We start from the raw sequence: 16,712 nt of genomic DNA, 5'->3' as shown, positions 1-16,712 counted from the left end.
TATCGTGATACGAAATCCGAACAGCCTGGCCGTCCTCGTCGTCGAGGACGAGCCGTTGTTGCGCATGCTGGCGGTCGACATGATCGAGGATGCGGGGTTCATCGCACTCGAAGCCGAGGATGCCGACGAAGCGGTTCGCATCCTCGAATCGCGCGGCGATATCCGGATCGTTTTCACCGATGTCGACATGCCGGGATCGATGAACGGCGCGCTGCTGGCGGTCTGCATCCGTCGGCGCTGGCCGCCGATCCACCTGATCATTACCTCGGGCCATCACTTGCAGGGCGACCTGGCGATGCCGTGCGACAGCATCTTCTTCCAGAAGCCCTATATCGGCACCAAGGTCGTCGCCACCATGACGCAGATGCTCCATTAATCCACGCGATTGGCGACGAGGTCGTCGACCACCGCGGGATCGGCGAGCGTCGAGGTGTCGCCGAGCGTCGATATATCGCCCTCCGCGATCTTGCGGAGGATCCGGCGCATGATCTTGCCCGATCGGGTCTTGGGCAGCGCTGGGGCGAATTGCAGCTTGTCGGGGGTGGCGATCGGACCGATCTCTCGGCGCACCCAGGTCAGCAACTCCTGGTGCAGATCGTGGCTATGGTCGACGCCGGCGTTCAGCGTGACATAGGCGTATATCCCCTGGCCCTTCACGTCGTGCGGCATGCCGACGACCGCGGCCTCGGCAACATGCGCGTGCAGCACCAGCGCCGATTCGACCTCCGCGGTGCCCATCCGGTGGCCGCTGACGTTGATGACGTCGTCGACCCGCCCGGTGATCCAGTAATAGCCGTCATCGTCGCGGCGGCAGCCGTCGCCGGTGAAATACTTGCCCGCATAGGTGCTGAAATAGGCCTGGAAGAAGCGTTCGGGATCGCCCCAGACGCCGCGCATCTGCCCGGGCCAGCTGCCGGTGATGACCAGATTGCCCTCGGCGGGCCCCACCAGCACCTCGCCCTTCTCGTCAACCAATTGCAGCGTCACGCCGGGCAGCGGCTTGGTCGCTGAGCCGGGCTTGAGCGCGGTTGCGCCGGGCAGGGGGCAGATCATGATCCCCCCGGTCTCGGTCTGCCACCACGCATCGATGATCGGCGCGCGACCCTCTCCGACGACGTCGTGATACCAGCGCCATGCTTCGGGATTGATCGGCTCGCCAACGCTGCCGAGCAGCTTCAACGACGACCGATCGGTCCGCGCGACATAGTCGTTCCCTTCCTTCATCAGCGCGCGCAGCACGGTGGGTGCGGTGAACAGCGTGTGGACCTTGTGGCGATCGACGATCTGCCAGATCCGGCTGGCGTCGGGCCAGTTGGGCAGCCCTTCGTACATCAGCGTCGTCGCGCCGTTCGCGAGCGGGCCATAGAGGATATAGGTGTGGCCGGTGACCCAGCCGATATCGGCGGCGCACCAGAACACGTCGCCCGGCCGATAGTCGAACGCGAGGTCGTGCGTGTAGCTCGCCCAGAGCAGATAGCCTGCCGACGTGTGCATCACCCCCTTGGGCTTCCCGGTCGATCCACTGGTGTACAGCACGAACAGCGGGTCTTCGGCGGCCACCGTGACCGGCGCGCAGTCGGTGCCGACGCTTGCTGCGGCCTCATGATACCACACGTCGCGCGGATGAACCGCGACATTGGCGCCGGTGGCTTTGATGACGATCACGCGTTCCAGCCCCGGCGCACGTTCGGCGGCGGCGTCGACATTGGCCTTCAGCGGCACGCGCTTGCCGCCGCGTCGGCCTTCGTCGGCGGTGATGATGATCTTCGACCCGCAATCCTCGATACGGCCGGCGATCGCTTCGGGCGAAAAACCGCCGAACACCACCGAATGCACCGCGCCGATCCGCGCGCAGGCCAGCACCGCGAACGCCGCCTCGGGGATCATCGGCAGATAGATGGTGACGCGGTCGCCCTTGGCGACGCCTTGCCCGGTCAGCACGTTGGCGAAGCGGCAGACCTCGGCATGGAGTTCGCGGTAGGTGATGTGGCGCGCGTCCTCCTCGGGTGCGTCGGGCTCCCAGATGATCGCGACCTGATCGCCACGCGTCGCGAGGTGGCGGTCGATGCAGTTGGCCGTGACGTTGAGCGCGCCGTCGGCGAACCACCGGATGTGGAAATCGTCCTGCGCGAACGACCAGTCGCCCGCGACCGTCGGCTCGGTGACCCAGTCGAGCCGCTTCGCCTGATCGAGCCAGAACCCACCAGGATCGCTCGCCGCGGCTTCGTACATCGCGTCATAGCCGGCCTTGTCGAGCTTGGCGTCACGGGCCCAGGCGGTCGGTACGGGGAAGATGTCGGTCATGGCGGTCCCGGCTGAAAAGACGTTGAGGCAGGGTAACAGAAGCGAAGCGCGCGAGGGAGCCTCACGGCGCGGCGATCAGTTCCTTGATGCGGCCGGCGAGGGCCTCCATCGCGAACGGCTTGGTCATCACGTGCATCCCCGGATCGAGATGGCCGTTCCCGACCACCGCATTCTCGGCATAGCCGGTGATGAACAGGATCTTGAGGTCGGGGCGATGGAGGCGCGCGGCGTCCGCCATCTGGCGACCGTTCATCCCGCCGGGCAGGCCGACGTCGGTGACCAGCAGATCGACGCGCATGTCCGACTGGAGCAGTTTCAGCCCAGAGGCACCGTCGACCGCCTCGACCGCAGCGTAGCCGAGCTCCTCGAGCACCTCGGTCACCAACATCCGCACCGTGGGTTCGTCGTCGACCACCACCACCGTCTCGCCGTCACGCGCGCGTGGTGCGTCGGACAGATCGGCCGCGACCTCGACCTCGTCCGCGGCGCCGAGATGGCGGGGCAGGTAGATGCAGACGTTCGAGCCTTCGCCGACCTCGGAATAGATCCGCACCTGCCCGCCTGACTGACGTGCGAAGCCATAGATCATCGACAGGCCGAGCCCGGTGCCGAGCCCCAATGGCTTGGTCGTGAAGAACGGATCGAACGCCTTGGCGATCACGTCCGGGGTCATGCCCGTGCCGGTGTCGGACACGCAGAGCGAGACATATTGGCCGGGCTCGAGATCGTGCTGCTTGCCGGTCCGCGCATCGATCCAGCGGTTCGCGGTCTCGATCGTCAGCCGCCCGCCGCCCGGCATCGCGTCGCGGGCGTTGATGCACAGGTTGAGGATCGCGTTTTCGAGCTGCGGCGGATCGACCAAGGTTGGCCACAGCCCGACCGACGCGACCACTTCGACCCCGACTTCGGGGCCGACGGTGCGGCGAACGAGATCTTCCAGCCCCGTGACCAGCCGGTTGACGTCGGTCGGCCGCGGATCGAGCGTCTGGCGGCGTGAAAACGCGAGCAACCGATGCGTGAGCGCCGCCGCGCGCTTGGCGGCACCCTGCGCGGCGAGCGAATAGCGTTCGACGTCGTTGAGCCGGCCTTGCGCGATCCGCATGCCGAGCAGTTCGAGGCTGCCGGTAATACCGGTCAGCAAATTGTTGAAATCATGCGCGAGACCGCCGGTCAGCTGACCGACCGCTTCCATTTTCTGGCTTTGCCGCAACGCTTCCTCGACCGCCATCAGTTCGCGCGTGCGGGTGGCGACCTGGTCCTCCAGCGTCTCGTTCCACATCGCGAGTTCGGCGGCCTGGCGGCGACTGTCGTCGATGTCGGTGTTGGTGCCGACCCAGCGGGTGATCGTTCCGTCGGGACCACGCACGGGCTCTGCGCGGACCAGGAACCATCGATGGCCGCCGTCGGCGCTGCGGATGCGGAACTCGGTGCCATAGGGCGTGCCGGCGGCGAGCGACTCCGCCCAATTCGCGCCGGCCTGGTCGCGGTCGTCGGGATGGACGATCGATATCCAGCCTTCGGGGCCGTTCAACGCGGCGTGATCGACGCCGGCATAGGCGAAGACCTGCTGGTTGAACCAATAGAGATGCCCATCGGGCCGCGCCGCCCAAATCTGGTTGGGCACCGCCTCGGCGAAGACGCGGAACTGCTCCTCGCTCTCGCGCCTGGCGTCCTCCGCACGCAACCGCTCGGTGGCGGCGCGAACGCGCTCGGCGACGTCGCGCATCAGCAGCAGGTCGTCCTCGTCCCAGCAGCGCGGCGCATCGTGGTTCGCGTAGAGCAGCGCGACAAAATCGTCCTGCTCGACCAGAGGCATGTTCACGAACGCGGCGGCGCTGATCGCCCTCAGTTCTTCCGCGGTGGCCGCGGTCCGGGGGTCGCGGCGCACATCGGCGATCGCGACGGTGCGGCCCGCCTTCAGATCCTCGATGTATGATCCATAGTCGCGGAACTTGAGCACGCCGGCCAGCGTGGTCACGCCGGGCGCGTTCCAGTCGCGTTCGATCGTGATCGTCTCTGCGGTCTTGTCGATCACACCATAGCCGACGCGCGCTACCTGGAGCGTGCGACCGAGAACACCGGATGCCGCATAGGCGATTTCCGCTGGGTCGGTGACGTCGCGGATCGCGTCGTGCAGTTCCAGCGCGGCTTTTTGGCGCAGGTCGGCCTGTTTGCGGCGGGTGATGTCGAAGCTGACCCCGGGGAACCGTAACGGCGTGCCGTCCTGCGCACGCTGACACCGGCCCTGCACGGCGACCCAGCGGATGGCGCCCTCAGCGGACAACAGCCGATATTCCTCAGAGAAATCGTCGCCCGACGCCATCGCATCCGCGATTGCGGCTTCGACCCGCGACCGATCGTCGGGATGGATCCCGGCAAAGAACTGCGCGACCGGCGCGCCGGTGGACGCCACCTCTGCCGGCACGCCGTAGAGGCGGGCGAAGCGATCGTCGGCGGTAACCCGGTCCTCAACCACGTCCCAGTTCCAGGTGCCGATGCCGTTGCCCGCGGACAGCGCCTGGGTCAGCCGCTCCTCGCTTTCGCGCACGGCGATTTCGCCGCGGCGGCGGGCTGAAATGTCGGTGAACAGCACCGCGACCAGGCGTTCAGCGGCGTCGCCGACGCGGAAGGCATGGACCTCGAACCACCGGCCCATCGCCTCGGCCGCGTTCTCGAACCGCTCGGGCTCGCCGGTACGCGCGACGCGGCCATAAAGTTCGAACCAGTAGCGCTCGAGCGTCGGCACCAGCTCGCGCATGGTCCGTCCCACCGGCGCGACAAGCCCGGTCTGCGTCTCGAACTGCGGGTTCACCTCGACGAACCGATAGTCGGTGGCGGTATCACCGTCGAACAGGACCTCGACGATGCAGAACCCGGCGTCGATCGCGGCGAACAGCGCACGGTAACGGTCGTGGAAGGGAATCGGGACTTCCTCTCTTGCGAACATCGAGCGTATCATACGGACTTGCCACATCAAACGCTGTCGGACGGCGGACCGCGTGGACGCGGCGATCCCGGGCGCGATCCGCAATCTCAGGCCATAGCGCCCAACGCTGCGGGCAAGATGCGTGCGAGCAACACCGCCCAGTGCTCGCAACCTTCAGGCGTATCGAGCAGGTCCTGACGGATCTCGATTTCAGCATAGCGGCGGGCCGCCGGATAGGCGTGGCGCGGGATCGTGTAGTCGATCTGATCCATCCGGTAGGGCTCGTTGTCGCCGACGACGAGCTGCGGCTCGGCGCGGAGCACCCGCAGCATCGCCTGCGCGAACCCGGTGTCGCCGCGGTCGTGGAGGATGCCGATATGCCAGGGGCGATCGTGCCCGCGCATCGACGGCGTAAAGCTGTGCAGCGCGACGAGGACCGTCTCGCGACCGGCAGCATCGCGGCGCGCGAGTTCGGCGGCGATCGCGCGGTGATAGGGTTCGTGAATCTCGGTGAAGCGCTGCGCGCGATCGCTGTCGGACAGCGCCTGGTTGCCGGGGACGGGCGTGCCGTCGCTGACCGGAGCGATCGCGTCGGGCTGGGCCGCGCTGCGGTTGCAGTCGATCACCAGCCGCGAATAGGTCTGGCGAACGAACACCGCATCGATCCGCTCGGCGAGCAGCGCGCCCAGCGTGCCGATGCCGATATCCCAGCCGATGTGACGCGCGAGATCGGCGTCGGTCACGCCCAGTTTCCCCAACCCCCGCGGCACGACGTTGCCGGCGTGATCGCCGATCAACAGAAACGACGAGCGACCCCCTGGGTTGAGAATGCGCGCTGGCGCCGCATCGTCAGGGCCAAGCAGTGTTTGGTGCGGCGCGTCATTCATGCCACACATATCCTGGATGCCATTGCTCACACTTTCTCATGTCACGACATACACCTACCGTAACCCGGTGGCGTTTGGCGAGCATCGCATCATGGTGCGCCCGCGGGAGAGCTATGATCAGCATGTCGTCGATTCGCAGCTGACCATCCTGCCCGAGCCGTGCGACATCCGCTGGCTGCAGGACGTGTTCGGCAATTCGGTGGCGATCGCGACGTTCGACAAACGCGCGAAAACGCTGGTGTTCGACAGCCGTATCCGCTTGCAGCACGAGCCTGCCGAGCTGCAGCATGTCGATATCGAAGATTATGCGCGCGGCTACCCGTTCACCTATTCGTCCGAGGACATGCCTGATCTGCTGCGCTCGATCGAGCGCCAGCATCATGATCCGCAGCGGCGGGTCGATGCCTGGGCGCGGCGGTTCGTGCGGACCGACGGGCAAAGCGATACGCTCGGCCTCCTGTCGGACATGACCGCCGCGATCAGACGCGAGTTCACATATGTCGCGCGCCCTGAAAAAGGCACGCAGACGCCGACCGAGACGCTCGAAAAGCGCAAAGGCACCTGTCGCGACTATGCGCTGCTCATGATCGAGGCGGTCCGCGCGCTCGGGTTCGCGGCGCGGTTCGTGTCGGGCTATGTCTACAGCCCGCAACCCGGCGAGCAGCGCACCGGTGGCGGCAACACCCATGCCTGGGTGCGAGTCTACCTGCCGGGATCGGGGTGGGTGGAGTTCGATCCGACCAACGGCATCGTCGGCAATCGCGGACTCATCCGCGTCGCGGTCGCGCGCGACATCTATCAGGCGGTGCCGATTTCGGGGACCTGGGCGGGATTTCCGGGAAGCTTCGTCGACATGTCCGTGTCGGTGGACATTGCTGTCGATCAGGGCGCGGCCGAACCGGTCGCCTTACCACTGCGCGCATAAGGGGGACGGGCAATATGCTGATCCGGGCTGGGTACGATATCCGTTTCGAGACCGAGGTCGCGACGCCGATGATGGCGATGCTGAGCCTGCACCCCTCGCGCAACAAGGACCTGGTCACCGCGCACCGCATCCGGGCCAGCGCCGACGTGCCGATCTACGACTATAACGACGCCTTCGGGAACGTCTGCACGCGCGTAACCGTGCCCCCCGGCGGGCTGACGCTGTCGTGCGACTTCACCGTGCAGGACGACGGCCTACCCGATCGGATCGTCCCCGACGCGGTCCAGCACACCGTCGAGGAATTGCCCGACTCGGTGCTGCTGTTCCTGCTGGGCAGCCGCTATTGCGAGACCGACCGGCTGTCGGACACCGCCTGGTCGCTGTTCGGGCACCTCCCGACGGGTTGGGCGCGGGTGCAGGCGATCGTCGATTTCGTCCATCACCATATCCGCTTCGGCTATCAATATGCCCGATCGACCAAGACCGCATGGGATGCGTATCAGGAGGGGCAGGGGGTGTGCCGCGACTTCGCGCATCTGGCCATCACTTTGTGCCGCTGCATGAACATCCCGGCGCGCTATTGCACCGGCTATCTCGGCGATATCGGCATTGCGCCGATCGACGCGCCGATGGACTTTTCCGCGTGGTTCGACGTCTATCTGGGCGGTAGCTGGCACGTGTTCGACGCCCGCCACAACCGGCCGCGGATCGGGCGGATCCTGATGGCGCGCGGCCGCGACGCGACCGACGCCGCGCTGACGACCACGTTCGGTCCGGCGCAGCTGGCGGGCTTCGACGTGCATACCGACGAGGTGGCACCGTAATTTCGACTTGTGGCAGGGGGCGGGTTCATGCGAACGACGGGGCGACCTAAATTGCTGCGATGCACAACATGATTACTACGCCTGACGGCCAGACCGTCCCGTCCAACGCCAACACGCTGCTGCTGCAGGCGATCGCGCTGCGCAAATGCGTGGCCGTCACCTACAACAAGACGCGGATGATCCTGGCGCCGCACATCCTCTACACCCGCCACGAAGACGTGTTCGTCGACGCGGTCGCGCTGGAGCGCGAGGGGCAGCCGCCCAAGGAATTCAAGATCGGCACGTTCAAGATCGCAGGGCTCAACGACGTCGAGGTCACCGACCGATCGTTCCAGCCCGACAAAATTTTCAACGCGAACGACATCAAGTACGAGGGCGTGACGCTCTTCGTGGTGTGACCGCGTCGTCTCGATAGCTGTCCGTCATCCTGACGAAAGTCAGGATCCAGAGCCAAACAGGACGGCGTCTGATACCCTGGATCCTGACGTTCGTCAGGATGACGGAGGGGCTGGGTTGGGTAGCGAGCGTTCAACGATCGGCGCTACCCGGTCGGCGATTTTCGCGACCCCGCTTGGATTCGGATGCACCCGGTCCGCCTGCATCAGCCCTGTATCGCCGATCACGCCGTCGAGGATGAACGGGTACAGCGTAGCATGATACTGGCCCGCAAGATCGGGCCATATGCTGTTGAAGGCGCGCGTATAATCGGCGCCGAGATTGGGTGGTGCCATCATCCCGGTCAGCATAGCCGGGATCTTCCGCCGCTTCAGTTCGTCGAGCATCGCGGTCATGTTCGCGCGTGTTTCGGCGGGGCCGATCTGGCGCAGCACGTCGTTGCCGCCCAGCCCGATGAGGACGAGATCGGGTTTGCGCGGCAGATTGTCGAGCGCGAAGACGAAGCGCTGTCGCCCGGCCGCGCTGGTATCACCCGATACGCCCGCGTTGACGATCGTCGCGTTGACCCCGTCGGTCCGCAGCCGCGCCTGGACCGCATCGGGCAGGCTCTGTCCGCGGTCGAGGCCATAGCCCGCGTACAGGCTGTCGCCGAACGCGAGGATAAGTCGCGGCGGTCCGGCCGGCGCCGGCACCGCTGCCACCTTGGGACCAGCGGTCGCGGTGGATGTGGGTGTAGGAATTTGCGCGGTCTGGTCGCACGCGGCGAGCACTGCCGCTTGGAGAAGCACGGCCGCCGCCGCATAGAGGCGCTTTCGCTGCAAGATGATGATCTCCATGACTGAACCAGCCAACGATATGGTCATCGCTGTGCGCGATGTCACGCTGACGCTCGGTACCGGCACTGCCGCGACCGCGATCCTCAAGGGTATCGACCTCTGCATCGGCCGCGGCACCAGCGTCGCGCTCCTAGGGCCATCCGGGTCGGGCAAGTCGTCGCTGATGGCGATCCTGTCGGGACTGGAGCGCGCGACCGGCGGGCAGGTGACCGTCGCCGGGCTCGATTTCGGCGCGCTCGACGAGGATGCGCTGGCGAAGGCGCGGCGTGGGCGGATCGGCATCGTGCTGCAGGCCTTCCATCTGTTGCCGACGATGACCGCGCTGGAGAATGTCGCGGTGCCGATGGAGCTGGCCGGCATCACCGACGCGTTCGCGCGTGCGGAAGCCGAGCTGGCAGCGGTCGGCCTCGCCCACCGCGTCCACCATTATCCCACCCAATTGTCTGGCGGCGAGCAACAGCGCGTCGCGATCGCGCGTGCGCTCGGGCCGCGGCCGGCTTTGGTGTTCGCCGACGAACCGACCGGCAATCTCGACGCGACGACCGGCGCGGCGGTGATGGACCTGCTGTTCGATCGCCGCGCGGCCGCGGGGGCGACGCTGGTGATCATCACGCACGACCCCGTCCTCGCCGCGCGCTGCGACCGCGTGGTCGAGCTCGGCGACGGCCGCATCGTCGCGGACCGCACCGCGTGAGCGACTGGCAACTGGCGTGGCGGCTCGCGCGGCGCGAACTCAATCTGCGCTTCCGTGGGCTGCGGCTGCTGCTCGCCTGCCTGTTCCTCGGCGTCGGCGCGCTGGCGGCGATCGGCAGCCTGACGCGGGCGATCGACGACGAACTCGCACGACGCGGCAGCGCGATCCTCGGCGGCGACGTCGAATTCGCCGCCTCGCAACGCAGCGCCACGCCGCAGGAACGCGCCGCGATGGCGCGGTTCGGGACGGTATCCGAAACCGTGCGCATGCAATCGATGGCGGTGCGCGGCACGACCAGCGTGCCCGTCCAGCTGAAGGGCGTCGACTCGGTCTATCCGTTGTACGGCACGCTCGCGGTGCGCGGCGGGTCCGCGGCCGCCCGCAACGCAACGACGGTTTGGATCGTGCCGACGCTGGCGCAGCGGCTCGGCGTCGCGCGCGGCGGAACGATCCGTCTCGGCTCCGCCGATTTCACGGTCGGCGGGATCATCCAGGCCGAGCCCGACCGGCTCGGCGAGGGCTTCACCCTCGGCCCTGTCGCGATCGTCTCGCTCGCCGGGATCGCGCGGACAGGGCTGATCCAGCCGGGCAGCCTGTACGAAAGCAAATACCGCATCCGCATGCCCGCGGCGGCGTCGCCCAAGACTGCCGCCGACCGCATGAAAGCGGCGTTCCCCGCGGGCGGCTGGGAGACCAAGACGCGCGATCGCGCCGCGCCGGGCGCCGACCGCTTCATCGATAGGATGGGGCAGTTCCTGCTGCTGGTCGGGCTGTCGGCGCTGGTGATCGCCGGGATCGGCGTCGGCAACGGCGTGTCCTCCTATCTCGCGGCACGACGCGGGAGCATCGCGGCGCTCAAGGTGCTCGGCGCCACCTCGGGCATGATCGCGCGAATCTATCTGCTACAGGTCGCGGTGGTCTCCGCGATCGGCATCGTCGCGGGGCTGGTGGCGGGCGCCCTCGCCGTCCCTTTGCTGGTGACGCTGGCGGGCGACGTGCTGCCGGTCGCGCCCAGCTTCGCGGTCCAGCCGCTGCCCCTCGCGCTCGCTGCCGCCTACGGCATGCTGATCGCGCTGGCCTTCACCGCGCCGCCGCTGATCGAGGCGGGCAGCGTTCCGGCGGCGGGCCTGCTGCGCGGCACGTTCGGCCAGCGACCGGTGCCGTTGCGGCGGACCTTGCCTTGGGTCGTCGGCGCAGGCGTGGCGATCGTCGCGCTGGCGCTCGGCACCGCCGAACAGCCGCTGCTCAGCGCCGGGTTCCTCGGCGCGGTCGCGGGCGTGCTGCTGGTGCTCGCCGCGTTCGGCTGGCTGGTGCGTAAGGGAGCGACGTTGTTGCCGCGCCCGCGGCGACCGTTGCTGCGGCTCGCGATCGCCGCGCTGTACCGGCCCGGCGCGCGGACCGGCACGCTGGTCGTCGCACTCGGGCTCGGGCTCACCCTGTTCGTGCTGCTCGCCGCGATCCGCACGAGCATCGACGCCAACATCACCCGCACCGTGCCGCAGCGCGCGCCCGCGCTGTTCGCGCTCGACGTGCCGCCCGCGCGTGAAGCGGAGTTCCGGCGCACGATCGAGAGAGTCGCGATCCACCCGGTGATCCGCACCGTGCCCGCAATGCGGGGCACGATCACCGGCTATGGCAAGACGCGCGTCGCCGATCTCAAGACACTGCCCGAAGGCGCCTGGGCGCTGCGTGGGGAGCGGGGCCTGACCTATGCGGCGACCCTGCCCGAGGGGAGCGAGCTGACCGCCGGCAGATGGTGGCCGCGTGGCTATGCCGGCCCGCCGCTCGTCTCGATCGACGCGCGGCTGGCAGAGGCGCTCGCCCTCAAGATCGGCGATCCGATCACCTACAGCCTGCTTGGTGTCGAGCGCAGCGCGCGGATCGCGTCGTTCCGCCGGATCAGCTGGGACACGCTCGGGTTCAACTATGTCATGGTCTTCTCGCCCAACGCGATCGAAGACGCGCCGCACAACCTCGCCGCGACGATCGACCTGCCCCCGGGGCAGGAGGGCATGGTGATGCGCGCGCTGCTGCCGCGCTTCCCGTCGGTCTCGGTGATCGAGGTGCGCAGCGTGATCGGCCAGGTCCGCGATATCGTCTCGCAGATGGCGACAGCGATCACCGCCGCCGCCTCGGTCGCGATCCTCGCCGGGATCGCCGTGCTGATCGGGGCGATCGCCGCGGCACGTGAAGCGCGCACCTATGACGGCGTGATCCTGCGCACGCTCGGCGCGACCCGGCTGCAGGTGCTTGGCGTCCAGGCGCTCGAATATGCGTTCCTCAGCGTGGTGCTGTCAGCGCTCGCGCTGCTGCTCGGGTTGGGCGGCGCCTGGTATGTCGTGACGCAGATGTTCAGTTTCGAATGGCTGCCCGACTACGGCGTGGTCGGCGCGACGTTGGTCGGCGGTGCGGTGATGACGATGGCGATCGGACTGCTCGGCGCGTGGCCGATCCTGAGCGCCCGCCCGGCGAGCGCACTCCGGCAACTTTAGACAGACGGTGCGACGGACATTTGCGCCCCCCTCCGGCGTTTGCTGCCGGACGATAGGGGACCCGACTTGACGACCACACCGACCCAGACTGCCGACCGGAACGCCGAAAGCCCGCTGACGATGTCGCGCGGCGCGTGGTGGCAGGTGCTCAAGCGCAGCTGGGCCGAGGCCGGCGACGACAATATCGGGCTGATTGCGGCAGGTATCGCCTTTTACGGCTTCACAACGATCGTGCCGCTGCTCGCTTCGATCGTGCTGATCTACGGGCTGGTCGCCGATACCGGCACCGTCGTGGCGAACATCCGCGCGCTGTTCGGCGTTCTGCCCGACGACGCCGCGCGGCTGATCGGCGACCAGCTGGCGACGGTGGTCGGCACGTCGGAGGGCAAGAAGGGCTTCGGCCTGCTGATCGCGCTCGGCATCGCGCTGTACGGCGGCACCAAGGGCGCGTCGTCGGTGATCACCGGGCTCAACATCGCCTATGAGCAGCGCGAGACGCGCGGCTTCGTCGCGCTCAACCTCCTGGCGCTCGGGGTGACCGCTGGCGCCGTCGTACTCGCCTTGACCGCCGCGCTGTCGACCGCCGCGTTCGCTTTGCTCGACAGCCTGATCCCGAATGCGCCGGATATGGTGCTGACCGGGATCCGGCTGCTCAGCTATGGCGTGCTGGCGCTGATCGCGATGACCGCGGCGGCATGTCTGTATCGCTTCGGGCCCAATCGCGAGAAGGCGAAATGGGCCTGGCTGACCCCGGGATCGGTCGCGGCGACCTTGGTATGGCTGGCCGCAACCCTGGGGTTCGGCTTCTACGTCTCGCGGTTCGGCAATTACGGCGCGACCTATGGTTCGCTCAGCGCGGTGATCGTCTTGCTCACGTGGTTGTGGCTCTCGGCCTATGTCTTCCTGCTCGGCGCCGAGCTCAACGCCGAGCTCGAGCATCAGACCGCGAAGGACACCACGACGGGCCCCGCCCGACCGATGGGCGAGCGCGGCGCGGTGGTCGCTGATACCGTCGTCGGGGGGCCCACGGCGGAAAAGCCAGCCGCGGTCCCGGCGCCGCAGCGGTCGGGGCTGATCGTGACCGGTGGTCAGGTGAGCATGGCGACGCGGATGATCGGTCCGCGGATCGGCGTGCCGGCGACGTTGCTGACCGCAGGCGGGCTGGGCGCGCTGCGCCGCGGGTCGGCGCGGAACGGCATGCTGCTGCTGACCGCCGGTGCGATCCTGGCCTGGACCACACGGCCAGCGCGCAACCGTGGGTAACGTGAAAATCTTCTTCGACGGTGGCTGCCGGCCCAATCCCGGCCGGATGGAGACTGCGGTGGTCGCGCGCGGCGTGACCTTTCTCGATGACGATGCGGGCCTCGGCACGAACAGCGATGCCGAATGGCTGGCGGCAATCCACGCGTTGACGGTAGCGGCGACGCTTGGCCTACGCGATGTCCGGCTGGTCGGCGATTCGGCGCTGGTCGTCGGACAGGCGAAAGGGAGCGCGAAATGCCGGATGCTCGAGCTCGCCGCCCATCGCGACCGGTTTCTCGATCTGGCGAAGGGCTTCGCCAGCGTCCGTATCCGCCTGATAGGTCGCGCGCAGAACCTCGCCGGGATCGCGCTCGAACGCCACCACGGCCGGCGCTAGCGGCGCTGCTGCGCCGCGATCGCAGCCAGCACGCTCTCGGCCAGCTCCGGCCGGCAGATCAGCAGGTCGGGCAACAGCGGGTTCGAGCAATTATAGACCAGCGGAGACCCGTCGATCCGCGATGCATGCAGCCCGGATGCAAGCGCGACCGCGGCGGGGGCGCAATTGTCCCACTCATATTGCCCGCCGTCGTGCAGATAGATTTCGGCGCGACCGTCGACCACCGCCATCGCCTTGGCGCCGGCGGACCCCATCGCGATCATCGGCGTCCCCATCGCCAGCGCGACCGTCTTGGCGATCTCGGGCGCGCGCGACCGGCTGACGATCATCCGCGGCGGTACCTGCGCCGCGGGCAGGGGGAGGTGGACGTCATCCGTGGTGTGCACCGCACCACGCGCGGGCACCGCGACCGATCCGATTCGCGGCCGGCCGTCGATCGCCAGGCCGATATGCACCGCCCAGTCGTCGCGGCCTTCGGCATATTCGCGCGTGCCGTCGAGCGGATCGACGATCCACACCCGGCTGGCCGTGCAGCGCGCCTGGTCGTCGACCGATTCCTCCGACAGCACGAAATCGTCGGGCCGCTCGACGCGAAGCCGGGCGATGATCAGCGTGTTCGCCTCGCGGTCGCCGATGTCGCCCAATGCCTTGCCCGACACCCCGCGGGTGCGGATCTGCTGGAGCAGCGCACCCGCCTCCAACGCGATCGACCGGGCGAGTTGCGCATCGTTGCTCACAGGTCGTGGCTCCACACGCCCATGATGTGCTCGACGATCCGCTCGGCCGCGGCCTCGGGGCTCTCGGTCCGCGTGTCGATGCGGATGTCTGGGCGTTCGGGCGGCTCATAGGGGCTGGAGATGCCGGTGAAATGTGCGATCTCGCCGGCGCGTGCCTTGGCGTACAGCCCCTTCACGTCGCGCGCTTCGGCGACGTCGAGCGGCGTGTCGACGAAGATTTCGACGAACTCGCCCGCGGGCATCAGGTCGCGAACCATCTGCCGTTCGGCGCGGAACGGGCTGATGAACGCGGTCAGCACGATCAGCCCCGCATCGGTCATCAGCTTGGCGACCTCGCCGACCCGCCGGATATTCTCGACGCGGTCTGCATCGCTGAAGCCCAGATCCTTGTTGAGCCCGTGGCGTACATTATCGCCATCGAGCAGGAAGCTGTGGCGGCCGAGCGCATGCAGCTTCTTCTCGACGAGGTTGGCGATCGTCGACTTGCCCGACCCCGATAGCCCGGTGAACCACAGCAGCTTCGGCGCCTGGCCCTTTTGCGCGGCATGCGCGACACGGGTGATGTCGATCGACTGCCAATGGACGTTCTGCGCGCGGCGCAGCGAGAAATGCAGCATCCCCGCGGCCACCGTCGCATTGGTCGCGCGGTCGATCAGGATGAAGCCGCCGAGGTCTGATCCGTCGGCATAGGGTTCGAACACCACCGGCCGGTCGGTAAAGACCTCGGCGACGCCGATATCGTTCAACTGCAGCGTCTTGGCGGAGAGTTCAGCCTGGGTGTTGACGTCGACGACATGCCGCGGCGGCTGTACCGTCGCACCCACCATCTGCGTGCCGAGCTTCAGCGTATAGCCGCGGCCGGGGACGAGCGCGGTGTCGGACAGCCAGACGATCGTCGACAGGAACTGGTCCGCGACCTCCGGCGGCGCATCGGCGGCGGCGATCACGTCGCCGCGCGAGCAGTCGACCTCGTCCGCGAGCACCAACGTGACCGATTCGCCGGCCAACGCCTCGGCGCGATCGCCCTCGATCGACACGATCCGCGCGACATGCGTGGTCTTGCCCGAGGGGACGATCCGCACCGCGTCACCCGGCCGGACGACACCGCTCGCGATCGTCCCGGCGAACGCGCGGAAATCGAGGTCGGGGCGGTTGACCCATTGCACGGGCAGCCGGAACGGCCGCGCCTGACGCGCGTCCGCATCGATCGCCACCGTCTCTAGATGCGCGAGCAGCGGAGGGCCGCCATACCAGGGCATCGTCGCCGCGGGCTGCGCGACATTCTCGCCAGTCAGCCCCGACAGCGGGATCGCGGTGAAGCGTTCGATCCCGATCGAGGTCGCGAAAGCGCGATACTCCTCGACGATCGCGTCGAACACGGCTTGGTCGTGCCCGACCAGATCCATCTTGTTCACGGCGAGCACGATCTCGCGGATGCCGACGAGGTGCGCGAGATAGCTGTGACGACGGGTTTGCGTGAGCACGCCTTTGCGGGCGTCGATCAGGATGACCGCCAGGTCCGCGGTCGACGCGCCGGTCACCATGTTGCGGGTATATTGTTCGTGGCCAGGCGTATCGGCGACGATGAACTTGCGCTTCTCGGTCGAGAAGAAGCGATAGGCGACGTCGATCGTGATGCCCTGTTCGCGCTCGGCGGCGAGACCGTCGACGAGCAGCGCGAAGTCGATATTCTGCCCCTGCGTGCCCACGCGTTTGCTGTCGGCTTCGAGCGCGGCGAGCTGGTCCTCGAAGATCGTCTTCGAATCGTAGAGCAGACGGCCGATCAGCGTCGACTTGCCGTCGTCGACCGACCCGCAGGTGATGAACCGCAGCATCGATTTGTGCGCGTGGGTGTCGAGATACGCGTCGATGTCCGACGCGATCAGGGTGTCGGGGGTGTAGGCGGTCATGAAATCCTCCCCGGCACGGGGAGGGGGATCATGCGAAGCATGGTGGAGGGGGCTGTCCCCAAGCGCTGCGTCCGGCGGAACGCCCCCTCCGTCAGCGCTGCGCGCTGCCACCTCCCCGCATCGGGGAGGATTGAATGCACGC

The 16,712-nt window shown here is 67.7% G+C and carries 14 protein-coding genes; 8 read left to right on the top strand and 6 right to left on the bottom strand.

Features of this window, described 5'->3' with window-relative positions; translation table 11 throughout:
- Positions 1 to 4 precede the first annotated feature (4 nt).
- Positions 5 to 376: a response regulator gene (locus U1701_RS06180; protein ID WP_332781669.1), complete on the top strand. Its 372-nt coding sequence runs from the start codon at positions 5 to 7 to the stop codon at positions 374 to 376.
- Here the strand turns inward: U1701_RS06180 and acs are convergent.
- The 3 genes from acs to U1701_RS06165 all read right to left on the bottom strand — a co-directional run bounded on the left by acs (position 373) and on the right by U1701_RS06165 (position 6,117).
- Positions 373 to 2,304 carry an acetate--CoA ligase gene (gene acs / locus U1701_RS06175; protein ID WP_332781668.1) on the bottom strand — a complete coding sequence of 644 codons (1,932 nt, stop codon included), beginning with the start codon at positions 2,302 to 2,304 and terminating at the stop codon, positions 373 to 375. The two genes, U1701_RS06180 and acs, sit on opposite strands and share 4 nt — an antisense overlap.
- Before the next feature lie 61 nt (positions 2,305 to 2,365).
- Entirely contained in the window at positions 2,366 to 5,251 is a 2,886-nt protein-coding gene (locus tag U1701_RS06170) for a PAS domain-containing protein (RefSeq protein ID WP_332781667.1), read from the bottom strand.
- A gap of 86 nt (positions 5,252 to 5,337) precedes the next feature.
- A complete protein-coding gene (locus U1701_RS06165) occupies positions 5,338 to 6,117 on the bottom strand; it encodes an N-formylglutamate amidohydrolase (protein WP_332781666.1) in 780 nt (259 codons plus the stop codon).
- Between the two features lie 16 nt (positions 6,118 to 6,133).
- Between U1701_RS06165 and U1701_RS06160 the strand changes: the two genes are divergently transcribed.
- The 3 genes from U1701_RS06160 to U1701_RS06150 are packed head-to-tail and all read left to right on the top strand — an operon-like array spanning position 6,134 to position 8,264.
- Positions 6,134 to 7,042 carry a transglutaminase family protein gene (locus U1701_RS06160; RefSeq protein WP_332781665.1) on the top strand — a complete coding sequence of 303 codons (909 nt, stop codon included), beginning with the start codon at positions 6,134 to 6,136 and terminating at the stop codon, positions 7,040 to 7,042.
- A 14-nt stretch (positions 7,043 to 7,056) separates the two neighbouring features.
- Positions 7,057 to 7,866, top strand: coding sequence for a transglutaminase-like domain-containing protein (locus U1701_RS06155; RefSeq protein WP_332781664.1), 810 nt, complete (start codon positions 7,057 to 7,059; stop codon positions 7,864 to 7,866).
- A 59-nt stretch (positions 7,867 to 7,925) separates the two neighbouring features.
- A complete protein-coding gene (locus U1701_RS06150; RefSeq protein WP_332781663.1) occupies positions 7,926 to 8,264 on the top strand; it encodes a hypothetical protein in 339 nt (112 codons plus the stop codon).
- 93 nt (positions 8,265 to 8,357) lie between these two features.
- Here the strand turns inward: U1701_RS06150 and U1701_RS06145 are convergent, their stop codons facing one another.
- Positions 8,358 to 9,098 (bottom strand): arylesterase, encoded by a 741-nt coding sequence (locus U1701_RS06145; RefSeq protein ID WP_332781662.1) that lies wholly within the window; start codon positions 9,096 to 9,098, stop codon positions 8,358 to 8,360.
- Here U1701_RS06145 and U1701_RS06140 point away from each other — a divergent pair.
- The 4 genes from U1701_RS06140 (at position 9,097) to U1701_RS06125 (ending at position 13,923) form a co-directional block, all read left to right on the top strand.
- Positions 9,097 to 9,792, top strand: a complete 696-nt coding sequence (locus U1701_RS06140; RefSeq protein ID WP_332781661.1) for an ABC transporter ATP-binding protein — start codon at positions 9,097 to 9,099, stop codon at positions 9,790 to 9,792. The two genes, U1701_RS06145 and U1701_RS06140, sit on opposite strands and share 2 nt — an antisense overlap.
- Positions 9,789 to 12,284, top strand: coding sequence for an ABC transporter permease (locus tag U1701_RS06135; RefSeq protein WP_332781660.1), 2,496 nt, complete (start codon positions 9,789 to 9,791; stop codon positions 12,282 to 12,284). Before U1701_RS06140 ends, U1701_RS06135 begins: the two co-directional genes overlap by 4 nt.
- Positions 12,285 to 12,350: 66 nt before the next feature.
- Positions 12,351 to 13,547 (top strand): YihY/virulence factor BrkB family protein, encoded by a 1,197-nt coding sequence (locus U1701_RS06130; RefSeq protein WP_332781659.1) that lies wholly within the window; start codon positions 12,351 to 12,353, stop codon positions 13,545 to 13,547.
- Positions 13,540 to 13,923 carry a reverse transcriptase-like protein gene (locus U1701_RS06125; RefSeq protein ID WP_332781658.1) on the top strand — a complete coding sequence of 128 codons (384 nt, stop codon included), beginning with the start codon at positions 13,540 to 13,542 and terminating at the stop codon, positions 13,921 to 13,923. The genes U1701_RS06130 and U1701_RS06125 overlap by 8 nt, the downstream gene beginning before the upstream one ends.
- Here U1701_RS06125 and U1701_RS06120 read toward each other — a convergent pair.
- Positions 13,920 to 14,660 carry a 3'(2'),5'-bisphosphate nucleotidase CysQ gene (locus U1701_RS06120; protein ID WP_332781657.1) on the bottom strand — a complete coding sequence of 247 codons (741 nt, stop codon included), beginning with the start codon at positions 14,658 to 14,660 and terminating at the stop codon, positions 13,920 to 13,922. The two genes, U1701_RS06125 and U1701_RS06120, sit on opposite strands and share 4 nt — an antisense overlap.
- Positions 14,657 to 16,570, bottom strand: a complete 1,914-nt coding sequence (cysN, locus tag U1701_RS06115) for a sulfate adenylyltransferase subunit CysN (protein WP_332781656.1) — start codon at positions 16,568 to 16,570, stop codon at positions 14,657 to 14,659. Before cysN ends, U1701_RS06120 begins: the two co-directional genes overlap by 4 nt.
- Positions 16,571 to 16,712 lie beyond the last annotated feature (142 nt).

Origin of the sequence: Sphingomonas rhamnosi, assembly GCF_036663615.1 — a bacterium.
Lineage (GTDB): Bacteria > Pseudomonadota > Alphaproteobacteria > Sphingomonadales > Sphingomonadaceae > Sphingomonas.
The sequence above is the reverse complement of the archived record's forward strand: the minus strand, read 5'-3'. Positions and strand labels throughout refer to the sequence as shown.

What these genes read in the sequence shown, in the direction of transcription:
- acs (WP_332781668.1), bottom strand. Translation starts at nt 2,304, where the DNA reads ATGACCGACATCTTCCCCGTACCGACCGCCTGGGCCCGTGACGCCAAG.
- U1701_RS06170 (WP_332781667.1), bottom strand. Translation starts at nt 5,251, where the DNA reads ATGTTCGCAAGAGAGGAAGTCCCGATTCCCTTCCACGACCGTTACCGT.
- U1701_RS06165 (WP_332781666.1), bottom strand. Translation starts at nt 6,117, where the DNA reads ATGAATGACGCGCCGCACCAAACACTGCTTGGCCCTGACGATGCGGCG.
- U1701_RS06160 (WP_332781665.1), top strand. Translation starts at nt 6,134, where the DNA reads ATGCCATTGCTCACACTTTCTCATGTCACGACATACACCTACCGTAAC.
- U1701_RS06155 (WP_332781664.1), top strand. Translation starts at nt 7,057, where the DNA reads ATGCTGATCCGGGCTGGGTACGATATCCGTTTCGAGACCGAGGTCGCG.
- U1701_RS06150 (WP_332781663.1), top strand. Translation starts at nt 7,926, where the DNA reads ATGCACAACATGATTACTACGCCTGACGGCCAGACCGTCCCGTCCAAC.
- U1701_RS06140 (WP_332781661.1), top strand. Translation starts at nt 9,097, where the DNA reads ATGACTGAACCAGCCAACGATATGGTCATCGCTGTGCGCGATGTCACG.
- U1701_RS06145 (WP_332781662.1), bottom strand. Translation starts at nt 9,098, where the DNA reads ATGGAGATCATCATCTTGCAGCGAAAGCGCCTCTATGCGGCGGCGGCC.
- cysN (WP_332781656.1), bottom strand. Translation starts at nt 16,570, where the DNA reads ATGACCGCCTACACCCCCGACACCCTGATCGCGTCGGACATCGACGCG.